The sequence below is a fragment of the Acinetobacter vivianii genome, assembly GCF_014635885.1.
Taxonomy (GTDB): domain Bacteria; phylum Pseudomonadota; class Gammaproteobacteria; order Pseudomonadales; family Moraxellaceae; genus Acinetobacter; species Acinetobacter vivianii.
The window spans coordinates 1-15,994 of the sequence record NZ_BMDR01000008.1 but is presented as its reverse complement, the minus strand read 5'-3'; the positions used below and the strand labels follow the sequence as shown (position 1 = coordinate 15,994).

Annotated in this window: 13 protein-coding genes and 1 pseudogene; 11 read left to right on the top strand and 3 right to left on the bottom strand. The window is 40.2% G+C overall.

Annotated features, from left to right (window positions below):
- Window positions 1–6: 6 nt before the first annotated feature.
- From IEV36_RS15145 to IEV36_RS15125, 5 genes are all read left to right on the top strand, one after another.
- A complete protein-coding gene (locus tag IEV36_RS15145; RefSeq protein ID WP_005255854.1) occupies window positions 7–993 on the top strand; it encodes an aliphatic sulfonate ABC transporter substrate-binding protein in 987 nt (328 codons plus the stop codon).
- A gap of 32 nt (window positions 994–1,025) precedes the next feature.
- Window positions 1,026–2,201 carry an FMNH2-dependent alkanesulfonate monooxygenase gene (ssuD, locus tag IEV36_RS15140; RefSeq protein ID WP_005255856.1) on the top strand — a complete coding sequence of 392 codons (1,176 nt, stop codon included), beginning with the start codon at window positions 1,026–1,028 and terminating at the stop codon, window positions 2,199–2,201.
- On the top strand, window positions 2,198–3,001 hold the full coding sequence (ssuC, locus tag IEV36_RS15135; RefSeq protein ID WP_005255857.1) for an aliphatic sulfonate ABC transporter permease SsuC: 804 nt from the start codon (window positions 2,198–2,200) through the stop codon (window positions 2,999–3,001). Before ssuD ends, ssuC begins: the two co-directional genes overlap by 4 nt.
- A gap of 13 nt (window positions 3,002–3,014) precedes the next feature.
- Window positions 3,015–3,815, top strand: coding sequence for an ABC transporter ATP-binding protein (locus tag IEV36_RS15130; protein ID WP_005255859.1), 801 nt, complete (start codon window positions 3,015–3,017; stop codon window positions 3,813–3,815).
- A 243-nt stretch (window positions 3,816–4,058) separates the two neighbouring features.
- Window positions 4,059–4,670, top strand: coding sequence for a TetR/AcrR family transcriptional regulator (locus tag IEV36_RS15125; protein ID WP_005255861.1), 612 nt, complete (start codon window positions 4,059–4,061; stop codon window positions 4,668–4,670).
- Between the two features lie 343 nt (window positions 4,671–5,013).
- Here IEV36_RS15125 and IEV36_RS19000 read toward each other — a convergent pair.
- The 3 genes and pseudogenes from IEV36_RS19000 to IEV36_RS15105 all read right to left on the bottom strand — a co-directional run bounded on the left by IEV36_RS19000 (window position 5,014) and on the right by IEV36_RS15105 (window position 9,217).
- Window positions 5,014–7,241, bottom strand: a pseudogene (locus tag IEV36_RS19000) (nSTAND3 domain-containing NTPase).
- A 214-nt stretch (window positions 7,242–7,455) separates the two neighbouring features.
- Window positions 7,456–8,022: a phosphorylase family protein gene (locus tag IEV36_RS15110; RefSeq protein ID WP_005255871.1), complete on the bottom strand. Its 567-nt coding sequence runs from the start codon at window positions 8,020–8,022 to the stop codon at window positions 7,456–7,458.
- Between the two features lie 61 nt (window positions 8,023–8,083).
- On the bottom strand, window positions 8,084–9,217 hold the full coding sequence (locus IEV36_RS15105) for a TDT family transporter (protein WP_005255873.1): 1,134 nt from the start codon (window positions 9,215–9,217) through the stop codon (window positions 8,084–8,086).
- A gap of 207 nt (window positions 9,218–9,424) precedes the next feature.
- Here IEV36_RS15105 and ribF point away from each other — a divergent pair, with 207 nt between their 5' ends.
- From ribF to IEV36_RS15075, 6 genes are all read left to right on the top strand, one after another.
- On the top strand, window positions 9,425–10,426 hold the full coding sequence (gene ribF / locus IEV36_RS15100; RefSeq protein ID WP_005255875.1) for a riboflavin biosynthesis protein RibF: 1,002 nt from the start codon (window positions 9,425–9,427) through the stop codon (window positions 10,424–10,426).
- Window positions 10,427–10,488: 62 nt separating this feature from the next.
- A complete protein-coding gene (ileS, locus tag IEV36_RS15095) occupies window positions 10,489–13,326 on the top strand; it encodes an isoleucine--tRNA ligase (protein ID WP_005255876.1) in 2,838 nt (945 codons plus the stop codon).
- Window positions 13,327–13,330: 4 nt separating this feature from the next.
- On the top strand, window positions 13,331–13,861 hold the full coding sequence (gene lspA, locus IEV36_RS15090) for a signal peptidase II (RefSeq protein WP_171067036.1): 531 nt from the start codon (window positions 13,331–13,333) through the stop codon (window positions 13,859–13,861).
- Window position 13,862: 1 nt separating this feature from the next.
- Window positions 13,863–14,345 carry an FKBP-type peptidyl-prolyl cis-trans isomerase gene (locus tag IEV36_RS15085; RefSeq protein ID WP_005228218.1) on the top strand — a complete coding sequence of 161 codons (483 nt, stop codon included), beginning with the start codon at window positions 13,863–13,865 and terminating at the stop codon, window positions 14,343–14,345.
- A 105-nt stretch (window positions 14,346–14,450) separates the two neighbouring features.
- A complete protein-coding gene (locus IEV36_RS15080) occupies window positions 14,451–14,993 on the top strand; it encodes an NADPH-dependent FMN reductase (RefSeq protein WP_005255877.1) in 543 nt (180 codons plus the stop codon).
- A gap of 325 nt (window positions 14,994–15,318) precedes the next feature.
- The gene (locus tag IEV36_RS15075; protein WP_005255878.1) at window positions 15,319–15,864 is read left to right on the top strand and encodes a type 1 glutamine amidotransferase domain-containing protein; all 546 of its coding nucleotides are present in this window, start codon (window positions 15,319–15,321) and stop codon (window positions 15,862–15,864) included.
- Window positions 15,865–15,994 lie beyond the last annotated feature (130 nt).

Here is a 15,994-nt window from a genome sequence, read left to right as displayed (position 1 = left end):
ATCACCATGAAGTTGTTATCTAAAGTTTCTGTTCTGGGTGTGCTGATCTCTACATTTTCGCTGAGTGGTTGCCAGAAACCCGAACAGCATACGGAGAAAGCAACTTCAACAACTGAAAATACAGCGGTAAAAACACTCTCGATCGGTTTCCAGAAATCTTCACTCAATTTGTTGGTTGCCAAACAACAAAAGCTATTTGAGCAAGAATTTCCAAATGCCAAAATTGAATGGCGTGAATTCCCTGCTGGCCCACAGATGCTTGAAGCACTTGCAGTCGGGGCCGTTGATTTTGGTTATGTCGGCAATACGCCACCGATCTTTGCTCAGGCCGCGGCTAAACCATTGAGCTATGTGGCTTATGAAGTGGTTGCGCCGACGGGACAGGCTGTTTTGGTACATGCCAACGATAAAATCAGCACTTTGCAAGATTTAAAGGGCAAACGTATCGCGGTACAAAAAGGCTCAAGTGCACACGAATTGCTGGCTAAAACCCTGCAAAAAGCGGGTCTATCTTGGCAAGACATTCAGCCCATCTGGTTACCTCCTGCCGATGCACGTGCAGCATTTGACAAACAGGCTGTTGATGCATGGGCCATTTGGGAGCCCTACTTGGGTACAGCCGAACTTCAAGGTCATACCAAAACCTTGGTAGATGGCTCTGCTTTTCCAACCACGTATTCTTTTTATATTGGTAATCCTGACTATATTAAAAAGCATCCCGATTCTGCGCCAAAGCTCATTAAAAGCATCAACCTTGCTGATCAATGGATCGTTCAACATCAAGATCAGGCGCTACAGATTTACGCACAAAGTACGGGCTTGAGCCTTCCCGTAGCGCAACGTGTTTTAGACAAACGTCCAAAACCATCACCTGTACACATCCTCACACCAGAGGTCGTACAGAGTCAGCAACAAATCGCCGATTTATTTAAACAAGAGCAGCTTATCCCTGTGCAGATCGATATTCAGCATAGCGTCTGGTCTGCCCAATAAACATTGATTTCATTTTCATAAGGAACATCGACATGAATATTTTCTGGTTTATTCCCACTCATGGTGACAGTCGTTATCTAGGCACCAGCAAGGGTGCTCGTCAGGTCGATCATGCTTATATGAAACAAATTGCCGTTGCCGTGGATAATCTCGGTTATGCAGGGGTTCTGATTCCGACAGGTCGCTCTTGTGAAGATCCGTGGATTACTGCTGCCAGTCTGATTGATGCCACCAAACAGCTTAAATTCCTCGTCGCACTGCGTCCCGGCATTACCACTCCAGCACTTGCTGCACGCATGGCTGCTACTTTTGACCGACTTTCCAATGGCCGTATTTTGCTCAACCTCGTAACGGGTGGTGATGAACAGGAATTAAAGGGTGATGGTTTATATGAAGATCACAGTACCCGATACCAGACAGCATCTGAATACGTCAAAATCTGGCGTGAAATCCTGACTCGCTCACATACAGGTGAATCATTTACATTCCACGGCGAACGTCTCAGTGTCGATGACGCCAAACTGCTCTACCCACCTGTACAGCAACCTTATCCCCCACTGTGGTTTGGTGGTTCATCAGAAGCGGCAACCGAATTGGCGGCAGAACAGGTCGATACTTATTTGACTTGGGGCGAGCCCCCTGCTGCGGTAAAAGAAAAAATTGAACATTTACGTGCCAAAGCGGCTACAAAGGGTCGCACCCTTAATTATGGTATCCGCTTACATGTGATTGTCCGTGAAACCAACGAGCAGGCTTGGGCGGCGGCAGATGAACTGATTCAATATCTGGATGATGCCACCATTGCCGCGGCGCAGAAAAAATTTGCTCAAATGGATTCAGTCGGTCAGCAACGTATGGCTGCACTTCACGGCGGACGTAAAGACCAACTTGAAGTCTCACCTAACCTCTGGGCAGGCATTGGCCTCGTGCGCGGCGGTGCAGGAACCGCCTTGGTCGGCGATCCTGAAACTGTTGCGGCACGTATTCAGGAATATGCTGATTTAGGCATTGATACCTTTATCTTCTCAGGCTATCCGCATCTGGAAGAGTCCATTCGTTTTGCTGAACTGGTGTTCCCATTATTACCACTTAAAACCCGAGAGAAACTGGCGCAACCACATTTAACAGGCCCATTTGGTGAAATCATTGCCAATAACTATGTGCCTGAAGTCAAGGAACCTAAGACCTTGGCTAAGGAGACTGTATGAGCACCAAAGTTTCCGTCAATAATGTTTCACGTGGAACACAAAAAATAGGCAGAAGTTTATTGCCTTGGCTATTTCCAATTTTACTGATTCTGATTTGGCAAGCTGCCTCAAGCGCAGGTTTACTACAAAATCGGGTGTTACCAGCCCCAACTGCTGTGGTGAGTGCTTTCTGGCACTTACTGCTCAGTGGAGAACTTTGGCTGCATGTTAAAGTCAGTGCTGGTCGTGCCCTACTCGGTTTACTCATTGGTGGGGGCTTGGGACTGATTTTAGGTCTATTAAATGGCTCATCACGGATTGCTTCAACCCTGCTCGATACCACATTGCAAATGATCCGTAATATCCCTGCATTGGCGCTGATTCCATTGGTCATTTTATGGTTCGGTATTGATGAAACTGCCAAACTGTTTCTGGTTGCTGTGGGTGTGTTTTTCCCGATCTATATCAATACCTATCACGGCATTCGTTCTGTCGATCCTCAACTGATTGAAATGGGTAAAAGCTACGGGCTAAGCCGTTGGCAGTTGTATAAAGAAATTATTTTACCGGGTGCAATGCCGTCTATTTTAGTCGGCCTACGTTTCTCTTTAGGGCTGGTCTGGGTACTTTTGATTGTGGCTGAAACGATCTCTGCACAATCAGGAATTGGTTATATGACCATGAATGCACGCGAATTTTTACAGACCGATATTGTTCTGGTCGGTATTTTACTCTACGCACTACTGGGCAAATTAGCAGATGTATTGGCTCAAGGTTTAGAACGTTATTTATTACGCTGGCATGCAGGCTACCAGAAATAAAAGGAAGATAAAGATGAGTAATTTAAATCTAAATTTCTATGACAATAATCTGGTTCAACCTGTGACTGAACCAGAAACAGCTCAGGCACCTGCCAATGGCGCAGATATTCTGATTGAGCAGCTTTATAAGTTTTATGGTGAGGTCAAGGTTCTCGAAGATCTTGATTTGCATATTCAAGCAGGTGAATTTGTTGCCGTTGTCGGACGCAGTGGCTGTGGTAAAAGCACCCTGCTCCGTCTCATTGCCCAACTTGAAAAAGCCAGTTATGGTGAAATCAAATTCCAGTCTGCACGTCATTTTCGTGAAGGCATCACCAATGCAGACATTCGGGTAATGTTTCAGGATCCTCGCCTGTTGCCGTGGAAAAGTGTTCTGCAAAATGTTCAACTCGGTCTACCAAAAGACCAGCACCAACTCGCAGCGACCTTACTGGAGAAAGTCGGTTTAAAAGAAAAGGCGTCGCAATGGCCTGCACAGCTTTCAGGCGGGCAACGTCAGCGTGCGGCACTGGCTCGCGCCCTCTCGCATTCACCACGTATTTTGCTCTTGGATGAACCTTTAGGTGCCTTAGATGCCCTGACCCGTTTGGAAATGCAAAACCTAATTGAACGTCTCTGGAAAGAACAAGGCTTTACCGCAATTCTGGTCACGCATGATGTGAGTGAAGCAGTTCAGTTGGCTGATCGAATTATTCTTTTAGATCAAGGTCATATCGCGCATAGTTTTCAGGTGAATCTGCCTCGTCCACGTAAAAAGAGTATTGCTTTTGCACAACTCGAACAACAAGTTCTTGATGCGGTTTTAGCGACCTAAAACCGCATTATTTTTTTCTAAAAAAGGCGTCAAATCATTAAAAACTACAATTCAAATTGATGACCAGCACATGAATTATTTACAAAATATGTATGGCCGTTTTTAGATTTCAATAATTATCAAATACATCCCCAACATTGGCCTGAAAAGTATATTTTTTTCGATAAAAAAATTGTGTTACTGTGCACAAATCCGACAATTTATCTTACAATGTCAATGACATTTTTTGAATCAAGCTCGCAGATGGAACAGAAAAAAAGTACACAAAAGCGCAATCAACTGCTGAATGCTGCCCTAGATGTTTTTTCCGTCTATGGGTTTAGTGGCGCAAGTCTGGATGAGATTGCACAGCTCGCAAACATGCATAAATCCAATATTTTCTACTACTATGAAAATAAAGAGTCACTGTATGTCGAAGTGCTCACCACCGTTCTGCAAAAATGGTTGGCGCCTTTACAGACATTGGAGTCAGAACTTGAACCCACAGAAGCACTCACGCATTATTTAATTCAAAAAATCGAAAGCTCACGTGACCAGCCTAAGGCCTCACGTTTATTTGCACTTGAGATCATTCAAGGTGCACCACATATTTTGCCAATCTTAAAAGGCCCTTTGAAAAAGCTGTTTAAACGTAAAGCTAAAGTCATTCAAACATGGCAAGAACAAGGCAAATTATCACCAGATATTGATCCAGAACTGTTGATTCTGAATATCTGGGCCATTACACAGAATTACGCGGATTTCTCAACTCAAATTGAAATGGTGACAGGGAAAACCTTACGTAACCGTAGTATGTTTCAACGTACAATCGAACATACTGTGCATGTGATGTTATACGGCGTATTACCACGCTAAATTTTCTTCATAAGCCTTAATTTTACCGATTGAAATAGAAAAAGCGGCTTTGTTAGTCGCTTTTTTCTTGCCAAATGGTTAAGGCGATTATTCAACTGAGCTAATCAAAAATGTGGAACATTGATTAAGAAACATACGTGGAACGTGAAAAGTGAAGAAAAAGCCGTTCTAGTTCGCTGAACCCTAGAACGGTTTAGGCTAAGATATTGATGCAAATAAGAAAAGCTCAAGCATTTCGTATAAGCCGTATTATGTTAATTTTAGAATAACTTAAATTATTCTAAAATTTGATATTGTATCCCAAACAATTTCATTTTTATTAAGTCAGATAACTTCCCTTTTATTAACTTCGATCAAATAGATCTGTTATTGGATCTATATAATCACTTTGACTGAAACTGCTACTCTCAAATTTATCATGTTCATGATTATAGGCACCATTCATATTAGCTTGTATAGCATCATCTACATCTAGAAAACTAATTATATTATAAATATCATCTTCATTAAATTTAATAGGGAAGTCATTTTTTAAAATATTATCAACATAATCAACCACTAATTCTTCATAATAATCATCTGCTAGATATATTCCATCTACAACATTATCTTGAATAACCATTGATGTAATTTCTGAATAAAAATATTCTAATATTTCTTTTTTTAAAAGAATGTAGTATTCAGAATTTTCATCTAATTTTATTAGACTAAAAATATTACTTAAATTGGATAATAAATAATAATCTCCTGAGTCTATGAAAATTGATTTCACTTCAGAAAGTAATCCAAAAAAAGTGTTATCACTAACAATAATACCATTATTCATTAAATGTAATATAAATTTAAATGATCTTATTGAATAGTTTTTATCGACAAAAAAGCTACTCTTTATCAAATTAAAAATTTCTTTTATATCTGAAACTTCTAAAAACCCACTTAAAGACACCAATGAAAATTCAGACCATAAATTTTTATTTTTATTTTTATTTAAAAATTCTTTTAAAACATAAGAAACAATTACCTTATCAATAATATTATTTTTACCTAAATCAATTAGCGTTTCTAAACATAAAATTTTATTTGATAAATTTATTAATTTTAAAATATAAAACTTATTAGATAAATAATTTAATGTAATAAAATCAGAGATAGATGGATTAAAAAGATCATAATAGATTTCCTTTCCAACTATATTTCTATTTAATAGTGATCCAGTTAGTGCTTTCATAACAAAAGAAAAAGTTTTTCCATATTCTCCATTTTTTTCAGCACATAATTTGTAGTAAATTTCTTCTAATTCCTTTTCCGATATACGCCCTTTATGTAAAACGACTGCTACCATAATATCCTTAGATATTTCATCAGTTTGTCTATCAAATACATTCTCCCATATTTGAGCTGGATCCTCTAAAGTAGATAAAATATATGACCAATAATCATCCTTTTTAATTTCTATTAATCGCTGTGAATCCGTAATAAATGAAATTACTCGTGGATTATAGTTTTTATGATTTATAATTTCTTTATAACGTTCATCTATATATAATTCATCTATAAAATCTTCTGATAAGTTAGAAAAAAATATATGATTATATAAAATTTTAGCTTTATCTATAGATTTTAGACTTCCTATAAGCAATTCATATTCATTTCTATTAATATTCTGATCATAAAATGCTGAACTTAATCTTTTTCCTTGATTAAGTATATTTGTTCTTGATGTTAATATAAATCTTTTGTTCTTATTTTTTCTACTCTCCTAATAAAGGCGGAAATTTTAGAATCTTCTTTATTTTCAATAGCCTCTAAATAATTACTCCCTAAAAAGTCATCAAAATAAAAAATTTGACTTTTTTCCTCTTTATAAACTTTTTCTATACTAGAAATGCTATCTTCAATATAGTAAAAATCAAATCCTTGTGCTAAATAGCTTCTACATATCTGATCAGCCAATGTGGTTTTACCAATTCCAGGTAATCCTGATATAATTAAAGAACCTTTTTCTTCAAGAATATTAATTGCTTCACTATGGTTCTCTGTAACAACATATTTAATTGATTTACTGTTTATTTCATCTAGCTTATATCTACTAGTTCCAATTATATCTGCATGAATAATTGTTTCTAAAACTGTTGTACTTGAAATCCATAACTTATAGTGATTACGTTCAACATTTGAATGCTTTTTTAAAAGATCATTCAAATCTTCTTTACCCAAAATTTGGTTATCTATTTTAATATAATCTTTAAAAATATTTTTTATTTTTATTTTATTATCTCGTGAAAGAGATAGCGATGTAATCAAAAAATATTTCTGAGGCTTAAGCTTATGTACCTTAGCTAATTCTGTTTTCGACAATGATTGTATTAGCGCACTAACACCAGATTTTATCCAATGTTTACACTGAATAATTTCTTCTTTACCATCAATAGAAAAAAAACGTCCATCAACGCCACCATCTTTCCCAGATTTGAAGCGCTCTATTCTATTACCGAATTCTGCTGAAAGTAGATCTACAACTAATTCTTCAAAATCTTTATCATTAAGTGTACTAAAATCGTAATCGGACATATTTATTAAACTAAGTTGACTAATTTTCACATTTCATAATAGAGTAGAAATAAAGTAAAGCATATCCCCCGAATTGAATTAATAATTTTCATCAAAATCTAATCAGTTAACATAAAATCTCTTATGCGAAACCAAACAAAATAGCACTTTAGTTCCACAACTTAAGTATATTCGTTATTTTATCCATGCACATAACTACATTAAACCTTTGCATTTAAAAATGCGCTTGATACAACGCCAATAATTTTTGTGCGCCAAGCAACAGATTCTCTTCCCAGTCCAGATGCGCAGTATCATTGGCACCATCTGTAATATATTTGACTGAAATCAAACGTACCCCGAGCTTTTGGCATACTTTGGCTAAGGCGTAAGCTTCCATATCGACTAAGTTACAGTTGACCTTTGGAACACCTGTTTCAAAAGAATCACCCGTTCCACAGATCCCTTTAGGTAAAAGCTCAAAATGCGGTTGGGTATGGATCTCCGCAGGAATCTCATCATCCATCGGTGTCACGCCTACGGCAAAACCCAGTGGAGACACATCCATATCGCGCTGCACGAAAGTAATCACCTCAACCAAACTGTGCGCATCAAAGTGAGAACTGCCTGCACTGCCTAAATTGATTAGCGTTTTACAGCCCGTTTTTTGAATGACCTCAAAGGCTTTGAATGCTGCATTAATTTTTCCGATTCCACTGTAATGAACGTCTATTCCTGCTTGCTCAAACAAACCTTTAGATTCATTTGGCAAGGCCATAATCAGAGCAACATTAGCATTCATAAAAAGACTCGTTCAAATAAAATGAGAGACACATCAAGGTGTGCTCAGGCACATCTTGATATTATTGCATCTTCTGCTGTAAGGCGACTAAACAAGGAGAGAAAAATAACTGACCGCTATACGCTCCTGCCACTGTTTTCTTCACGACCAATGCCCATAACCCAACCAACAACAGACTTAAAACCACAGCCACATACTGTAAGAAGTCGATGTGTAGTTGATGCGCCAGATTAAAAATTGCCAGAATAAATACACCGAATGGGAAAGTGAGTCCCCACCAACCTAGGTTAAATGGAATGCCAGTGCGGGCATGGCGCAGTGTGGTCAAAATCGCAATACCGAACCACCATACACCAAAGCCTAATAACACCAAGCTCGCCACGATTCCCAAAGCAGGCAACAAGGTAGCCAAGCTTTCGAATCCCATCGCTTGCATGATCCGTGGTGCCTGCTCGCCGAGTAATAATAACGCTAACGCCCCTGTCCCAATCGGGCCCAAGCATAGCCAGCTAGAAATCGCGACTTCTTTCTCGGGCAATTGATGCAAAGCCAGACGTAACATCAGAATGGTTAGGATCGCAAAAGCAGGTAACACAGAAATGCCCCACAACACATAGCCTGTGATCAAAATCGTCAAGGCATGTTGATCGGCTGCTAAATGTTGCAACAACAGACCTGCTGAGCTGGCAGCAACTTCACATGCCACAATCGGCAACAGCCATACGGCGGTCATGCGTTGCAATTGATGGTCCTGACAGCTAAACATGCAAAATGGCACGACCCAAGCGATTACAACGGCAAGAATTACATCGATGTACCAAAGGTAAGTCGCAATCTGTATAGCAATATCACCATATAAATGTGTCCCGAAACTGAGAAAACCATTGGCAATTGTTGCTAGACCCATTGGTATCGCACCCAAAAACAGACTCATATTGGGATGGCTAAAAATCTGTTTCGCTTCATGTGGAAACAAGATCCAGCGCAAGGCATACAGCACAGTAAAGGTCGTAAATAACAGAATGTTGAATTGCCACAATTTAGTCGCAATTGTGAACAAAAGAGACGAAGCAAAAGGAAGCTGTGTTAAAATCATGGCCACAACACCCGTGCCCATGGTGGCAGTAAACCAGTTCGGGGTAAAATGACGAATCACATCTTTCGTCTGTTCCAGCTGATAAAACGGCTTTTTCATCTCGATCTCTATGTAAAGCGACTATAAAGCAATTTTAATTGAGCTTTTAAATAAGAAAAATTGATTTATTTTTATTTAATGAATCAGTTTTATTGATATAAAACTTCTAAATCCTGAAATTTTTCTGTGTAAAAACACAACAACAAGACGAAACGCTGAGAATATGGCAATATATAGCCTTTGCAAAAATCACTGTATTTAACGCCCATGAAGTTGCTTCGTCTCAACGCTTTATCGCCAGATTTTCAGTTACCTCCGACTGCGGTAACGATCGGCAATTTTGATGGTGTCCATCTCGGCCATCAAGCGATGATTGCTCAACTCAAAACGTTGGCTTCTGCTCAAGGCTTAAAAACATTGGTGATGATTTTTGAGCCGCAACCGCTTGAATTTTTTAAAGGTTATGATGCTCCGCCACGCATTAGCTCATTACGTGAAAAAGTAGAATATTTAACTGAGCTTGGTGTTGATTACATTGCGGTCGCGAAGTTCGATCAATATTTCAGAAGCTTAAATGCCACTGAATTTGCAGATTTACTCAAATTAAAACTCAATGCACAAAGTCTCGTTCTTGGCGATGACTTCCATTTTGGTAAAGACCGTCAAGGCAACAGCGAATTTCTACGCAACTATGGCTTTGATGTTACCAATTTAAATACCATTGCCTTGAATGGTGAACGGGTGAGTTCAACCCGTATTCGTCAGGTCCTACAAGCAGGTGATCTGGCTTTAGCTGCAAAATTACTAGGTCGTCCGTATAGCATCACTGGCCGTGTCCAGTATGGTGATCAAATTGGTCGCACCCTTGATTTTCCAACGATTAATGTTCGTTTAAACCGTCATAAACCGTGCTTAAACGGGATTTATGCAGTCGATGTAGTGTGTGAAGACGCCTCTCTTACGGCAAAAATAAAACATACAGATCCTGCTCTTAATGGCATCTCTGGCTATCAAGCCGACAGTTTATTTGGCGCAGGTCATGTGGGGACACGCCCAGCCATCAAACAAGTCCAACCTGAATGGCGATTAGAGGTACATTTCCCCGATGTTTCTGCTAATCTGTATGGCTTATTGATGCGGGTAACTTTCCTTCACTATTTGCATGGTGAGCTGAATTACCCTTCGCTTGAAGCCCTCAAAGCTGGAATTAATGGTGATGTGCAAAAGTTACGAGATTATCGTAGCAGCACACCAGAATTTCCTTTTTAAATTTAATTTTCATTTGTAATACATGTCAGTTTACAAACTGATCAAACTGGAAGAAAACTTGCATGAGCGATAAGCAAACTCCTGAAAATGCAGTGGATTATAAAGCCACACTCAATTTGCCAGCGACTGAATTTGCCATGAAGGCAAACTTGGCTGTGCGTGAAGCCAAATGGTTAGAAGAGTGGTATGCCGACAACATTTATCAGCAGATTCGTGCATCGCGTATTGGCAAGAAAAAATATGTACTTCATGACGGCCCTCCGTATGCCAATGGTCAAATCCATTTAGGTCATGCTGTTAATAAAGTCTTAAAAGACATCATTATCAAAAGCCGCGTTTTAGATGGCTTTGACGCACCATATGTGCCAGGTTGGGACTGTCACGGTCTGCCAATCGAACTTAAAGTAGAAGAAAAAGTTGGTAAAGTTGGCGTCAAAGTTGATGCATCTACTTTCCGTAAAGCATGTCGTGAATATGCATACACTCAAGTCGAATTACAGAAAAAAGACTTTGTACGTATGGGCGTGTTTGGTGACTGGGACAATCCATACCTCACCATGAACTTCAAACAAGAAGCAGATATCGTACGTGCACTCGGTGCTATTGCCAAAGCAGGTCATATTGAGCCAGGTTTAAAACCCGTAAACTGGTGTATGGACTGTGGTTCTTCACTGGCTGAAGCTGAAGTTGAATACGAAGATAAAAAATCAGATGCCATTGATGTCGGCTTCACCGTGGTTGATCTGAAAGATCTCAGCACACGTTTGAATGTCGAGGTTAAAGATGCGACTGATATCGTGATCTGGACCACGACACCGTGGACTTTGCCTGCAAACCAAGCCGTAGCATTGCATGCTGAAATCGACTATCAACTGGTACAGGTTACGACCGACTGTGGTACGCAAAACTTTATTCTTGCCAAAGATCTGGTGGAATCAGCAATCGAGCGTTATAAGCTTGAAAACCCAGTTGTACTTGCTGATTTCAAAGGTGCTGCAATCGAAAATCTTCTTTTGCAACATCCGCTTTTAACTGATCGTCAAGTGCCTGTGATTTTAGGCGAACACGTGATTGCAACCAGTGGTACAGGTGCAGTACATACCGCACCAGGCCACGGTGTAGACGACTATAAAGTTGGCTTGCTCTATCAATTGAAAGTTGAAAATCCTGTAGGCGGCAATGGTGTTTATTTACCAACATCGCCAATTTTTGCAGGTGAGCACATCTATAAAGCCAACCCACAAATCATCGAAGCATTGGGTGCAGTGGGCCGTTTATGGGCGCATCAGCCAATCAAGCATAGCTATCCGCATTGCTGGCGTCACAAAACACCAATTATCTTCCGTGCGACACCACAATGGTTTATCAGCATGGATGCCAATGGTCTACGCCAAAATGCATTAAACGCGATTGAAAATGACATCGAATTTGTGCCTGATTGGGGTCAAAGCCGTATTCAGTCCATGATTGAAGGTCGTCCTGACTGGTGTATCTCACGTCAACGTACATGGGGTGTGCCAATCCCGTTCTTCGTTCATAAAGATACCAATGAATTGCATCCTCGCACGCCTGAACTGATTGAAGAAGTGGCTAAGTTGATCGAGCAAGAAGGGATCGATGGCTGGTATAACCGTGAAGCAAGTGACTTCATTGGTACAGATGCCGAGAACTACAATGCAATCCGCGACACGCTTGATGTCTGGTTTGACTCTGGCACAACACACTATGCTGTGCTACGTGAACGTGAAGACCTGCAAGATTCTGCTGACTTGTACCTTGAAGGTTCAGATCAACACCGTGGCTGGTTCCAGTCTTCATTGCTGACATCAATTGCAATCAATGAACGTGCGCCATATAAAGGCTTGCTCACACACGGTTTCGTGGTCGATGAGAAAGGCCGTAAAATGTCTAAATCATTAGGTAATATCATTACCCCACAAGACATTATTAAAGATATGGGTGCAGATGGTTTACGCTTCTGGATCGCTTCTGCGGACTACCGTTATGAAATGACGGCTGGTAAAGAAATCTTTAGCCGTGCTTCAGATGGTTACCGTCGTATCCGTAATACCTTACGTTTCTTGCTGGCAAACCTGAATGGCTTCAAACCATCAACAGATGCGCTGCCAGTGGACCAATTGATTGCATTGGATCAATACATCCTTCAACGTGCTGCTGAAGTTCAAAAAACCATTCAGCAAGCCTATGAAGAGATGAACTTCCATATTGTGACCAATGCCCTCACCAACTTCTGTATCAATGATTTGGGTGGTTTCTATCTCGACATCATCAAAGATCGTCAATACACCACCAAGGCAGATTCTCAAGCACGTCATTCTGCACAAACAGCGCTGTATCATATCGTTCAAGCCTTTGTCCGCTGGATGGCGCCAATTCTCAGCTTTACAGCGCAAGAAGCATGGCCATTAATTCCAGAACAAACTGAAAAATATGTGTTTACCGCTGAATGGTATGACATTCCAACGGCATCAACAGCAAACTTACTGTCTGAAGCAGATTGGCAAACATTGATTAGCGTAAAATCAGCAGTAAATAAACAGATTGAAGCAGCACGTAACGCTAAACTGATTGGCAGTAACTTATCTGCAAAAGTTGAACTTTGGGCAGATGAAGCATTACAGAAATTGTTGAACCAATTGGCTGATGAATTACGCTTTGTCTTGATCACCTCTCAAGTCATTGTGCATCCTTATGCTGAACAAGGTGAAAGCACGGACCTTGCAGGGTTACGTGTTCAGGTTTCAGCTGCGGATGGTGAAAAATGTGTACGCTGCTGGCATGTGCTGCCAGATGTAAATACACACGTTGGTCATGCTGGTTTATGCGCTCGTTGTATTATCAATGTCACTGGCAGTGGCGAAGTGAGAAAATATGCATAATTCTGTGCAAACAAGCCCCGCAAAAAAAGGCTTATTCCAGTTTTACCCGCACAACTTAATGTGGCTTGGACTTTCTGTCCTTGCCATTGTGCTGGATCAATGGACCAAATGGATTGCAAGTTCGCATTTAAATTATGCTGATCCTGTTCCAGTTCTGCCTTTTTTAAACTGGACATTACTTCACAATCATGGCGCAGCATTTAGCTTTTTATCTGATGCGGGTGGCTGGCAACGTTATCTTTTTACGTCTCTAGCAGGCATTGTGTCGGTTATTTTTGTGTTCTGGCTCATGCGCATGCCAAAGAAAATGATCGTTTTGCCTATGGCGATTGCGTTGATTCTCGGTGGAGCAATTGGCAACCTGATTGACCGTGTCAGCTTGGGTTATGTGGTCGATTTTATCCATGTCTATTACCAGAACAGCCATTTTCCAGCATTTAACCTTGCAGATAGTGCCATTACATTGGGAACGATCTTGCTGCTGATCGATACTTTCTTCTTAGAGAAGAAACGCAACCAAAATGCGGATGTATAAGATGAACGAAATTATCCACCCAAACGAAGAAATTCGTATTCAGGACGGCTCAAAAGTCGACTTACACTTTTCGGTTTCAATCGAAAATGGTGTTGAAATTGATAATACGCGTAGTCGTGAAGAACCCGTAAGTCTGGTCATTGGCGATGGTAATCTGTTACCAGGCTTTGAAAAGGCTTTATTTGGTTTACGTGCAGGCGATCGTCGTACTGTACATTTACCACCTGAAGATGCTTTTGGGCCTTGGAATGCTGAAAATATCCAGATCTTCGATACAGTTAAGTTTGAACAACGTCCAATCGTTGGTCATATGATCGAATTTGAAGATAAAGCCAAAGCAACCTTATTTGGAATTGTAAAATCGGTTAATGATGACACCACTGAAATCGATTTTAACCATCCACTGGCGGGCAAAAATATTACCTTTGAAGTGGAAATCTTTAAGGTCACCCCTGCTGGACAGCAAGGCATTAAATTGATGTAACACAAAAGCTCTCAAATGAGAGCTTTTTTTAACCCTGAATAAAAGTATAAGATCATTAAAAGACATTCATTTTGATTCAAAGCAATAATACATAGGAATACAAATATGCTCATTTATATTATCGTCGGTAGTATCCGTGAAGGCCGAACTGCAATTAAAATCGCCAATTGGGTCAATCAAGCCATCAATGAACTTTCATTAGCTGATATTCAAACAGAAATCGTCGATCTGAAAGAATGGGCGTTACCTATATTTGCAGGCGCTCATCCGCCAGCGACAGGCGTTTACGACCAACCTAAGCAACAACAATGGGCTGATAAAATTGCGGCAGCCGATGCATTTATCTTTATTAGCCCTGAATATAATCATGGCTACAGCCCAGCACTCAAAAATGCATTGGATTACGTGGCTAAGGAATGGCAAGGCAAGCCTGCTGCTTACGTAGGCTACGGTGCCACCAATGGCTCTCGCTCAATTGATCAACTCCGTCAGGTCGCGACCTATATCGGCTTGGTTGACAGCAATGCTGTTCTTGAAATCCGTGATATTTTTAAACGTAATAAAGAAGAAACGTTTGAAGCCAATGAGTTTGAGGTCAAAGGCTTGGCAGCACTTATCAGCAAATTACAGAAATATAATGTTGTGTAGATGTAAGCCTAAGCGTACATAGACAAGCTACATTCACCTCTATTCTCTACTCTGCTTTATCTTTAATATACAAAGCATAGAGAGACAGGAAGTCTCATTGAGAATAATAAGACACACAGGAAGTGGTCGTTAATAGGATATTAACGACATAAGCTGAATACGAAGAAGCCCCGTCAGGATGATGGGGCTTCTTTTTTGCCTATTTAAAGCATGTAACAGAACTTGACTTCGTATCCCGCAAGATACAATCTGCCCCAGAAAGCCCTACATTTTTCATGTTTTTAGCTTGTTACCCTAAAATAAAAATGATTTTGAGGTCGTAACAATGGTTAAAAAAGCATTGATCATCACATCAAATATAGGTGTTGAACATGATGAATTGATTCAACCACTTGAGTTTTTAAAAGGAAAAGGCATTGAAGTCATCCATGCCGCAGAAACATTTGACGCTGTGCAAACGGTGAAAAGTGATAAGGCATTAGGGCCAAGTTACTCCCCACAAGCCTCTTTAGATCAGGTTTCTGTAGAAGACTACGATATTTTGATTATTCCTGGTGGTACAGTAAATGCCGATACATTGCGCCTAAATGAAAATGCGCATGCCATCATTCAATATTTCACTGATCAGAAGAAACCTATTGCTGCAATCTGCCATGCGCCTTGGGCGCTGATAAATGCAAAACGGATTAAGGATAAAAATCTGACTTCCTATAAAAGTATCCGTTTAGATCTAGAAAATGCAGGTGCACACTGGGTAGATGAAGCCGTACATCGTTGTAATACCAATGACTGGCCTCTTATCACCTCACGGTGTCCAGATGATATCCCGCAGTTTAATGAAGCTATTTTGAAAGAACTGAATCAAGAATAAAGCTTCCAATCTTATTTTTTATAGCCAATAAAAAACACCCCTAACCGTAAGGTTAGGGGTGTTTAGATTTAAAAGCTGGCGATGACTTACTCTCACATGGCAAGTGCCACACTACCATCAGCGCTAAGAG

Excerpts from the sequence above, each read along its gene's own strand:
- ribF (WP_005255875.1), top strand. The coding sequence starts at position 9,425 with ATGAAGTTGCTTCGTCTCAACGCTTTATCGCCAGATTTTCAGTTACCT.
- IEV36_RS15125 (WP_005255861.1), top strand. The coding sequence starts at position 4,059 with ATGGAACAGAAAAAAAGTACACAAAAGCGCAATCAACTGCTGAATGCT.
- ssuC (WP_005255857.1), top strand. The coding sequence starts at position 2,198 with ATGAGCACCAAAGTTTCCGTCAATAATGTTTCACGTGGAACACAAAAA.
- IEV36_RS15130 (WP_005255859.1), top strand. The coding sequence starts at position 3,015 with ATGAGTAATTTAAATCTAAATTTCTATGACAATAATCTGGTTCAACCT.
- ssuD (WP_005255856.1), top strand. The coding sequence starts at position 1,026 with ATGAATATTTTCTGGTTTATTCCCACTCATGGTGACAGTCGTTATCTA.
- IEV36_RS15145 (WP_005255854.1), top strand. The coding sequence starts at position 7 with ATGAAGTTGTTATCTAAAGTTTCTGTTCTGGGTGTGCTGATCTCTACA.
- IEV36_RS15075 (WP_005255878.1), top strand. The coding sequence starts at position 15,319 with ATGGTTAAAAAAGCATTGATCATCACATCAAATATAGGTGTTGAACAT.
- IEV36_RS15080 (WP_005255877.1), top strand. The coding sequence starts at position 14,451 with ATGCTCATTTATATTATCGTCGGTAGTATCCGTGAAGGCCGAACTGCA.
- ileS (WP_005255876.1), top strand. The coding sequence starts at position 10,489 with ATGAGCGATAAGCAAACTCCTGAAAATGCAGTGGATTATAAAGCCACA.
- IEV36_RS15110 (WP_005255871.1), bottom strand. The coding sequence starts at position 8,022 with ATGAATGCTAATGTTGCTCTGATTATGGCCTTGCCAAATGAATCTAAA.
- IEV36_RS15105 (WP_005255873.1), bottom strand. The coding sequence starts at position 9,217 with ATGAAAAAGCCGTTTTATCAGCTGGAACAGACGAAAGATGTGATTCGT.
- IEV36_RS15085 (WP_005228218.1), top strand. The coding sequence starts at position 13,863 with ATGAACGAAATTATCCACCCAAACGAAGAAATTCGTATTCAGGACGGC.